Genomic DNA, 8,543 nt, shown 5'->3' on the forward strand with positions numbered 1-8,543 from the left:
GGGCATTGGGGAGGGGCTATGTGTCTGCAAATGAGAAAGATTAGCATTTGCAACACTTCGAAACCTATCCCCCGAATGCGCTATGGACGCGCGCCGGGGTCCGTATATGGGGTGCCCGCCAAGGCCACCAGTACCCCGTTGGCGCCGCGCACGATCAGCTGCAGCATGGCCTCGCGCGGGTCCTCGCCCTGCAGTTGGCTTGCCAGTCCTTTCTCATAGGCCGCCACCATCGACGCCAGCAGCATGGCCGCGCCCAATCGCCCTTCGGCGTCATGTCCGGGCCGGCCGACAGCGTCGGCCATCAATTGCGCCAGATCGTCAGTCAACTGCGCCTGCAGCCGTCGCGCGTGCGCGACCAGTACCGGGCTCTCCGCCACGGTGCCCCAGAAGGCGGCAGCACCGGCATTGATGCGCAGCAGTGGATGGCCCGCCTCCAGCAACTCGCGCACGAGTGACTGGAAGGCCATCAGCGGGGTCATTCCGCTGCGCGCCATCATGCCCTCGCGCAGCAGCGTGCGCGCCTCCTCATCGCGATCGAACACCAGGTCTTCCTTGCTGGCGAAGTAGTTGAAGACCGTCTTGCGTGAGACGCCCGCGGCTTCGGCGATCTCGGACATGGAGACGGCCTCGAAGCCCCGCCGGATGATCAGCTCGGTGGCGACGTCGGAAATCGCTTGTCGGGTCTCGGCTTTGCGCTGCTCGCGACGGCCAGGAAGCGGGGTCATGGGTGGTTCACGTGTGAAAATGTACACCGAGTGTAACATTTGTCCCGCCAGAGCGCCGACCCGGCGCTCACAAGGAATCTCCATGCTGTACGACGTCGTCATTGCCGGTGCTGGCCCGGTTGGCTTGTTCCTGTCCTGCGAACTGGCCCATGCCGGGTGTTCGGTGCTGGTGCTGGAACAGGCCGGGTCCGCTGATTCGCCGTTGAAGCGCCTGCCATTCGGGCTGCGCGGCCTGAACGTCCCCACGCTGGAGGCACTGGATCGGCGTGGCCTGTTGGACGCGGTCGTCGCGACTCAGGTGCTCAAGCCCGACAAGGGCGCGCCGCCGCTAGGCACCGCCCATTGGCTGGCGCAACCGCGGGCGCTGGGTGGCCACTTCGCCGGCATTCCGTTTGCGTTGGACGACGTCGACCGCACGCGCTGGAGCTGGCGCCTGCCGACGCCAGTGGGCACTCAGATGGCGGTGGAGCTGCAGGCCCTGGAAACGGTATTGGCCGAACGTGCGATTGCGCTGGGCGTGCGCATCGAACGCGGGCGTGCGGTACAGGCGGTGGATGCGCACGAGGCGCAGGTTGCCGTGCACATCGGCTCCGGCAGGGTCCACGGCCGCTGGCTGGTCGGTTGTGATGGGGCCCGCAGCACGGTACGCAAGCAATCGGGCTTCATCTTTGCCGGAACCGGGCCGGAGTTCACCGGTTACACGCTGCTGGTCGAACTGGCAGATGGGTGTGTACTCACACCGGGCCGACAGTTCACCGATCACGGGATGTGCAATTTCAACCCGCCAGGCCTGCTGGCGCTGGCCGATTTCGACGGTGGCGCGGGCCATCGCACGCCACTGGACCGGCACTCCGCGCAAGCGTTGCTGCGGCGGGTGTCTGGCCGCGAGGCAACGATCACTGCATTGCACCTGGCCACGACATGGACCGATGCTGCGCGCCAAGCGACGGCCTATCGCAGCGGCCGTGTGCTGTTGGCAGGTGATGCCGCGCACATGCATTCACCGTTGGGCGGCCAGGGGCTGAACCTTGGCATCGGCGATGCGATGAACCTCGGTTGGAAGCTGGCCGCCGTAGTGCGGGGCAAGGCTGATGAGGCGCTGCTGGACAGCTATCAGTCTGAGCGCCATCCGGTGGGCACCAAGGTGCTGGACTGGTCGCGCGCGCAGGTTGCGCTGATGCGTCCCGGGGCCGGCTCGCGCGCGCTGGCAGCGATCATGGCCGACCTGGCCGGCACCCGCGATGGGGCCACGTATCTGGCAGAGCGGATCTGGGGTGTTTCGCAGCAGCTGGAACTTGGCGGAGAGCACCCGCTGGTCGGCAGGAGCGCGCCGGACTTCCGGTTGGCCGATGGCCGCCGCCTGGGCGAACTGCTGAGAGCGGGGCAGGGGGCGCTGCTTGTTTTCGACCCGGCGTCTTCGCCGCCGCAGCATGGCCAACGCTGGCAGCCTTCCATCGCCTGCGCCGCAGATACTGGAGATGCGGCATCGGGTCTGGGGGCGGTGCTGGTGCGCCCGGATGGCATCGTTGCCTGGACCTGCGGCATAGGAGGAGATATGCCCGGCCTTGATTCGGCGCTTGCTTCCTGGACCGGTCCGACGCAGTGATCTGCCGGCTAAAGCGCAGTCACCATCGTCTGCGAGCGACGGCTGGCCTCGGTCATCACGGAGGCCAGCTGCTTCAGTGAGTAGGGCTTGCGCAGCAGCGTGAAACCGTGGCCTGGATCGCGGGCCAGCAGTTCGCTGTAGCCACTGGTGAGAATGATCGGAAGATCGGGCAGGCGGCTGCGGATGGTGCGGGCGAGATCCAGCCCATTGGTCCCGGGCATGACCACGTCGCTGAACACCACGTGGAAACGCGCAGCGTCGCGCTCGAGCTCCGCCAGTGCCTCGTCGGCATTGCGCGCGAGTACGACGTTGTACTCAAGCTCGCGCAGCGCCCCGACTGCAAACTCGGCCACATCCACGTTGTCTTCCACCACCAGTACGCACAATCCGTGGCCATGCAGCAGCCCCTGTTGCGTGGTCGGCAGCTCGATGGTGGCGTTTTCCTGCGCCAGCGGCAGATACAACGTGAAGCGCGTACCGACACCGGCCTGGCTCTGTACGTCCACTTCGCCCTCGGACTGCTTGACGAAGCCGAACACCTGGCTGAGGCCAAGCCCGGTGCCCGCGCCCACTCCCTTGGTGGTGAAGAATGGCTCGAAGATCCGGTCCACCACGGACGGATCGATACCGGCACCGGTGTCGCTGACGCTGATCGCAGCGAAGTTGCCTTTCATCGGCGCCGCGAACCGCACGGAAGGCACCGATGTCAGCTGTTCCACATCGATCGTCACCTTGCCGTGGCCGTCAATGGCGTCGCGCGCGTTCACCGCGATGTTGATCAGTGCGGTGTCGAGCTGGGTCCGGTCCAGCAGTACCGGCAACGGGGCGTCGGGCAGGTTTACTGATACGGAGATGCGCGCACCCAGTACTGTGGTGATGATGTCTGAAAGCGCGCGCACGCTCTCGCAAAGGTCGAACACCTGCGGCGACAGGCTCTGTCTACGCGAGAACGCCAGAAGCTGGGCGGTCAGGCGAGTGGCGCGGTCAGCGGCGGTTTCGATGGCCTGTACATAGCGCAGGCGCGCATCTCCGGCTGGCCAGGTATGCAGCAGCATGTCCACGGAGCCGGTGATGACCTGCAGCAGATTGTTGAAGTCGTGTGCAACGCCGCCGGTCAGCTGGCCGATGGCCTCCAGCTTCTGCGACTGCCGCAGCTGTTCGCGGGCGCGTACCAGTTCAAGGTGGGCCTCGCGTGCCTGCTCGGTGATGGCCGCTACCTGGCGCGTGTGCCGGTCGCGCTCGATCACCCGTTCGGTCTGCTCGCTGACGACGCAGATGATGCCGGCCACGCCTCCGCAACCGGCACGCAGCGGCGAGTAGGAGAACGTCCAGAATGTCTCGCGCAACGTGCCATCACGGTCCATCATCAACGGCATGTTCTTGAAACTGCGGCTCGTGCCGCCGAAGGCGTCGTTGACAGCATCGACGACGTCGGCCCAGACGTCCGCCCAGACGTCTTCCAATCGGCTGCCCATGGCGCCGTGCAGCTTGCCGCCCAGCATCGGCAGGTAGGCATCGTTGAAGAAGAACGCCTTGTTGTCGCGGCCCCATGCGATCCACAGCGGCTCCGGAGAATCCAGGATCATCGCCAGCAGAGCGCGAAGTTCGGGAGTAGCGTTGGCGGCGTCGGCGGAGCGGGCCCAGTCGCTGTCCTGCAGCAGCCGGTAGGCGAGTTGATCGGGTGCCGAGACAGGAAGGGGGAAGGGATGCATGGCCGTGCGCGAAGAAAGGTGCCGCAGCTTAGCCGAGGTGATGTCATTGCGCTCTGCACAGGTCCTGCGCCTTGGCCGTCATCGGCCCTTCGGGCCGACGAGGTGGCTCACGGGGCGGCCTCTGACTTCACCATCATCCCTGCGCCAACAGCCTGCGTCATGGCACCGTCGTATTCCAGCCTCAGACACCCAGAAGCGAATTCACCTGCCAATCGGCAACCCGCGCATGGCTCACCGCCTGATGACTGCCGCATCCATCGCAGCGGAACAAGGCACCGCCCGGCAGCTGGACCAAGTTGTCTTCGCTGGCCGAGCGGGTTTCAGAGCAATGCCGGCAGATGACAGTGAGCGCCGTAATGCGCTCCACCCCGCCAGACAGGTCGAACACAGCTTCAAAGGCATGGATGACAGGGTGACCAGTGGCCGGCATCGGGAAAGTCGTCGCGGTGGGGGAGGCCTTATCCTGCCCTCCTGATCGTGACGGGCTGGTCATCCGCATGCATCGGAACGATCAAGATGCCGGGCGGCTCAGAGATCCTTCTTCCTGCCGCTCAGGTCGATCGGCCTGTCACTGCCCTTGCGCTCGCTCGACCACACTTCCACGCCCTTGTTGCAGCGGCTCTCGCGGGCAGCCACTTCGGGCGGCAGGTCCTTCAGATGCGGTGATTCCTGGCAGGCCTGATGCATGTTGCTGTCGTCATAGGTGGCACAGGCGCTGAGCGAAGCCAGGGCAACGGCGGTGAGGGAGGCGCGAAGCAGGGGCTGCAGGGTCATGGGGAGGTCTCGGGTGGTGCCGGGCTGGCCATGGAATTCAAATCCGTGACCCCGGGCACGCACAATCCGACCAACCGCACTTGTTATTCTATAACAGATGCGCGATAGTCCGGCGCCTGCTGCTGTCAGGCGACGCAGATCATCAGCATCATGCACAGCGCCAGCATCAGCACGAATACGCGCCGGCTCAGCGCAAGGCAGGCCAGGCAGGCGGCCAGTGCCCAGGCAGCCAGCAGCGCGCAGGCCAGCAGCCACAGCCCGATCACCATCAAGGATCCACTTGCCAGTGCGGACAGTGCGATTGCCTTGAACAGCGTCACGCCCAACACACTGCCGAGTACACCGGCCTGAAGGGCGATGGCATCGTGTCGGGCAGGGGCGGGTGGGTGGTGCATGTCGGCGGCGTTCGTTCGCTGCAAGGGAGGCGCAGCCACTGTGCCCGACGGCATATCCACGCCATGTGTTTTTCGCGCACGCGATGCGAAGCCGGCGCAGGCTTCAGTCGAACTCGCCCTCGGCCGACTCCAGCCGTTGCCGGTAGGCCGCCCGATGCTGATACAGGCGCTGGCACTCGGCGGACCTGTGGATCCGGCTGGCCGGTTCGTTGGCCACGGCGTCGCACATTCTTGCGATGTGGTTGTTGGACGCCAGTTCGGTCACGAAGAACACGGCGGTGATACCGGTACCGAGCAGCACCACGTAGAGCAGGCGGCTGAGCCAGCGCGTGCGCTTGCGCTCGAAGTGCTGCTGGAGGGTCAGGTCGAAGCGGATGATGCTGAGCACGATCCAGATGATCGCGACCAGGAAGCAGAGGGTGGGCAGCAGGCCACGCCAGAGCCCGGCCTCGTAGACCGATTCGTTGTAGTGGATGGCCGCGCCGGCACCGGCGATGGCGATGGCAAGTGCGCAGTTGCGGCCCAGCGAGAGCAGGTCGTCGAGCAGCTTCTCGCGGTTCCTGGTCGATCCTGCTGCCACGTGGCTTCCATCTCCAAGTTGCGACCGGCGGCGGAGTGCCGCCGATCCTGCAGATGGTGGAGCATCGCTGCGGTGATGAGAAGTCCGCGCGGCTCAATGTGCGATGACGCGGGCGCCGATCCAGCGCCGGTAGCGGCGGGTCCGACACTTTACGTCCGCCTGTGCCAGCAGCAGTGCCCAGGCCGGTGAGATACCGGGCGCGGTGGGGCGGTGCCGGCTCAACCGGCCCAGCTGATACTTCACTGCGGCCATGTGCGCGCTGGCCGCCAGCGGCTTGCTGCGCCAGTTGATGTTGCGCAGTGTCGGCACCGGGTCGCGGCCCTGCTGCCAGTGCTGCGGCAGATCCGGCTCGATCGCCAGCGCGGTGGCGATGCCGACCATGGCCACGCCGCTGGCCAACACCTGTTCTGCCACTTCGCGGCGGCGGATGCCGCCGGTGACCATCAGCGGCATCGTTGCCACCGTGGCGATCTCGCGTGCGAATTCGAGGAAGTACGCTTCGCGGGCCACGCTGCGTTCGTCGCGTGCGGCGCCGGTCATGGCCGGTGCTTCATAGCTGCCGCCGGACAGTTCGACCAGATCCACGCCGAGGGGCGCCAGCATCTCCACCACGGCGCGCGCGTCCTCGGGCGAGAAGCCGCCCCGCTGGAAGTCGGCGGAGTTGAGCTTCACCGCCACCACGAAGGTGGGCGCCACGGCCGCGCGCACCCCCTGCACGATCTCCAGCAGCAGGCGCGCGCGGTTGTGCAGGCTGCCGCCCCAGCGGTCATTGCGTTGGTTCGACAGCGGCGACAGGAACTGGCTGAGCAGGTAGCCGTGCGCAGCATGGATCTCCACCCCGCTGAAACCGGCGCGCTCGGCCAGCTCGGCACTGCGGATGAAGCGCGCGATCACCGCGTCGATGTCGTCCTCGGTCATCGCCTTCGGCGGTGCGAACTGCTTGGACAGCGCGCCCATCTGCAAAGCAACGGCTGACGGCGCGAGCGCGGGTTGGCCGAGTGCGGCCGGCATCTGCCGCCCCGGGTGATTGATCTGCATCCACATCTGCGCACCCCGCGAGCGGGCAGTGTCCGCCCAGGCGGTGAAGCGGTCGAGGTGACAATCGTCTTCCAGTACCACGCCGCCCGGCCCGGTCATGGCGCGCCCATCGACCATCACGTTGCCGGTGATGATCAGTCCGGCGCCGCCGTCGGCCCAGCGCTGGTACAACTGCAGCAGCGCTTCGGAGGGGGCGTGGTCGGCATCGGCCATGTTTTCCTCCATCGCCGCCTTGGCGATGCGGTTGCGGATGACGGCACCGGAGGGCAGTGCCAGGGGCGAGAACAGCGACATCGGACAGCTCCAGGACAGGGGAATGGCGCTACGCTAACCTTCAAGTTTGATTGAAGGTCAACAGGTTCCGATGTCGAGGATTCAGGCAGATGAAGATCGGTGAGCTGGCCCGGCGCACGGGTCTGGCAGCGTCGCGCATCCGATTCTACGAAGAGGCCGGGTTGCTGGTGGTCCAGCGGCAGGCCAACGGCTACCGCGACTACCCGGAGCAGGCGGTGCTGTTGCTGGAGCTGATTACCGGTGCGCAGCGCGCCGGCTTCAGCCTGGAGGAGATACGCGCCCTGCTGCCACCGGACATGGGCCAGTGGCAGCACGACGCATTGATCACGATGCTGCAGCAGAAGGTGACCGACATCGAGGCGCTGCAGTTGCGGCTGGCACAGAGCCGGGCCCATCTGCTGGCCCTGATCGAGGACATCCAGGCACGGCCAGAGGGCATCGACTGCGCGGCCAACTCGCGGCGGGTACTGGACCGCGTACGGCGCGGTAAGTTGGCGCGACCGACGTTGGCGGCCGGCGATACGGCGTTGCTGCGTCCGGATCGCCGCCGCCGCGCGGGCAGCAGCTGACGATCCGGCGCGAAGGTCAGTGGCTGCCCACGCCGGCTGCCTTGCGCTTCTTGTCCAGCATCACCGCCACGCACCACAGCAGCAGGCCGCCGATCGCAGTGGCCGCACCGACATAGCCGGTGCTGGCCGGGCTGAAGCCGGCGCTGATCGCCATGCCGCCCAGCCACGGGCCGAGTGCATTGGCGGTATTGAAGGCGGCATGGTTGGAGGCAGCGGCCAGCGTCTGCGCCTCACCGGCCACGTCCATCAGGCGGGTCTGCAGCACCGCGGCCAGTGCACCCATGGTGCCGACGGTGATGATCATCGGGCCGATGGTCCACACCGATTGCGCGGCCAGCGGATACAGCAGCAGCATCACGATCGACCACAGCAGCACCACCGCGGCGGCCTTGAAGTGGAACTTGTCCACCAGCCAGCCACCGGCGATGTTGCCGATGATCGCACCGATGCCGAACACGCCCACCGCCAGCGGCATCCACGATTCGGCTACGCCGGTGACCTGCACCAGGGTCGGCGCCAGGTAGGTGAACACGCAGAACATGCCAGCGAAGCCAACGGCGCCGATTGCCAGCGCCAGCCACACCTGGGTGGTGTTGAAGGCGCGCAGTTCGCGCATCGGCGAAGTGCGCACTTCGTCCGGGTCCGGCAGCAGGAAGCGCGCGATCATCGCCACGGTGGCGATGGCCAGCAGGCTGACCAGGGCAAAGGCGGTGCGCCAGCTCAGCTGCTGGCCCAGCCAGGTGGTCAGCGGATTGCCGGCCAGGATCGCAATCGACAGGCCCAGCAGCACCCGCGACATCGCCTGGCCGCGCTGGCCGGCCGGGCTGATCGCCGCCGCCACCAGCATCGC

Annotated in this window: 10 protein-coding genes; 2 read left to right on the top strand and 8 right to left on the bottom strand. The window is 66.6% G+C overall.

The window, feature by feature from the left end:
• Window positions 1-80: 80 nt before the first annotated feature.
• A complete protein-coding gene (locus tag ARC63_RS03115) occupies window positions 81-725 on the bottom strand; it encodes a TetR/AcrR family transcriptional regulator (RefSeq protein ID WP_043398660.1) in 645 nt (214 codons plus the stop codon).
• An 82-nt stretch (window positions 726-807) separates the two neighbouring features.
• Here ARC63_RS03115 and ARC63_RS03120 point away from each other — a divergent pair, with 82 nt between their 5' ends.
• The gene (locus ARC63_RS03120; RefSeq protein WP_057502488.1) at window positions 808-2,331 is read left to right on the top strand and encodes an FAD-dependent monooxygenase; all 1,524 of its coding nucleotides are present in this window, start codon (window positions 808-810) and stop codon (window positions 2,329-2,331) included.
• Window positions 2,332-2,339: 8 nt separating this feature from the next.
• Here the strand turns inward: ARC63_RS03120 and ARC63_RS03125 are convergent, their stop codons facing one another.
• The 6 genes from ARC63_RS03125 to ARC63_RS03150 all read right to left on the bottom strand — a co-directional run bounded on the left by ARC63_RS03125 (window position 2,340) and on the right by ARC63_RS03150 (window position 7,124).
• Entirely contained in the window at window positions 2,340-4,043 is a 1,704-nt protein-coding gene (locus ARC63_RS03125; protein WP_010484824.1) for a hybrid sensor histidine kinase/response regulator, read from the bottom strand.
• A 181-nt stretch (window positions 4,044-4,224) separates the two neighbouring features.
• Window positions 4,225-4,473 carry a hypothetical protein gene (locus ARC63_RS03130; RefSeq protein ID WP_005410137.1) on the bottom strand — a complete coding sequence of 83 codons (249 nt, stop codon included), beginning with the start codon at window positions 4,471-4,473 and terminating at the stop codon, window positions 4,225-4,227.
• A gap of 98 nt (window positions 4,474-4,571) precedes the next feature.
• A complete protein-coding gene (locus tag ARC63_RS03135; protein WP_057502489.1) occupies window positions 4,572-4,817 on the bottom strand; it encodes a hypothetical protein in 246 nt (81 codons plus the stop codon).
• 125 nt (window positions 4,818-4,942) lie between these two features.
• A complete protein-coding gene (locus ARC63_RS03140) occupies window positions 4,943-5,212 on the bottom strand; it encodes a hypothetical protein (RefSeq protein WP_057502490.1) in 270 nt (89 codons plus the stop codon).
• A 103-nt stretch (window positions 5,213-5,315) separates the two neighbouring features.
• A complete protein-coding gene (locus tag ARC63_RS03145) occupies window positions 5,316-5,792 on the bottom strand; it encodes a hypothetical protein (protein ID WP_057502491.1) in 477 nt (158 codons plus the stop codon).
• Between the two features lie 93 nt (window positions 5,793-5,885).
• Window positions 5,886-7,124, bottom strand: coding sequence for an NADH:flavin oxidoreductase/NADH oxidase family protein (locus tag ARC63_RS03150; protein ID WP_057502492.1), 1,239 nt, complete (start codon window positions 7,122-7,124; stop codon window positions 5,886-5,888).
• Between the two features lie 89 nt (window positions 7,125-7,213).
• On the opposite strand from ARC63_RS03150, the gene ARC63_RS03155 reads away from it, so the two are divergent.
• Complete coding sequence (locus tag ARC63_RS03155; protein WP_043398672.1) at window positions 7,214-7,693, top strand: MerR family transcriptional regulator; 480 nt, start codon at window positions 7,214-7,216, stop codon at window positions 7,691-7,693.
• Between the two features lie 16 nt (window positions 7,694-7,709).
• Here the strand turns inward: ARC63_RS03155 and ARC63_RS03160 are convergent.
• Window positions 7,710-8,543: MFS transporter (locus tag ARC63_RS03160; RefSeq protein WP_057502493.1), on the bottom strand; the 834-nt coding region annotated here is incomplete at its 5' end.

Origin of the sequence: Stenotrophomonas geniculata ATCC 19374 = JCM 13324, assembly GCF_001431625.1 — a bacterium.
Lineage (GTDB): Bacteria > Pseudomonadota > Gammaproteobacteria > Xanthomonadales > Xanthomonadaceae > Stenotrophomonas > Stenotrophomonas geniculata.

What these genes read in the sequence shown, in the direction of transcription:
- ARC63_RS03115 (WP_043398660.1), bottom strand. Translation starts at nt 725, where the DNA reads ATGACCCCGCTTCCTGGCCGTCGCGAGCAGCGCAAAGCCGAGACCCGA.
- ARC63_RS03120 (WP_057502488.1), top strand. Translation starts at nt 808, where the DNA reads ATGCTGTACGACGTCGTCATTGCCGGTGCTGGCCCGGTTGGCTTGTTC.
- ARC63_RS03125 (WP_010484824.1), bottom strand. Translation starts at nt 4,043, where the DNA reads ATGCATCCCTTCCCCCTTCCTGTCTCGGCACCCGATCAACTCGCCTAC.
- ARC63_RS03130 (WP_005410137.1), bottom strand. Translation starts at nt 4,473, where the DNA reads ATGCCGGCCACTGGTCACCCTGTCATCCATGCCTTTGAAGCTGTGTTC.
- ARC63_RS03135 (WP_057502489.1), bottom strand. Translation starts at nt 4,817, where the DNA reads ATGACCCTGCAGCCCCTGCTTCGCGCCTCCCTCACCGCCGTTGCCCTG.
- ARC63_RS03140 (WP_057502490.1), bottom strand. Translation starts at nt 5,212, where the DNA reads ATGCACCACCCACCCGCCCCTGCCCGACACGATGCCATCGCCCTTCAG.
- ARC63_RS03150 (WP_057502492.1), bottom strand. Translation starts at nt 7,124, where the DNA reads ATGTCGCTGTTCTCGCCCCTGGCACTGCCCTCCGGTGCCGTCATCCGC.
- ARC63_RS03155 (WP_043398672.1), top strand. Translation starts at nt 7,214, where the DNA reads ATGAAGATCGGTGAGCTGGCCCGGCGCACGGGTCTGGCAGCGTCGCGC.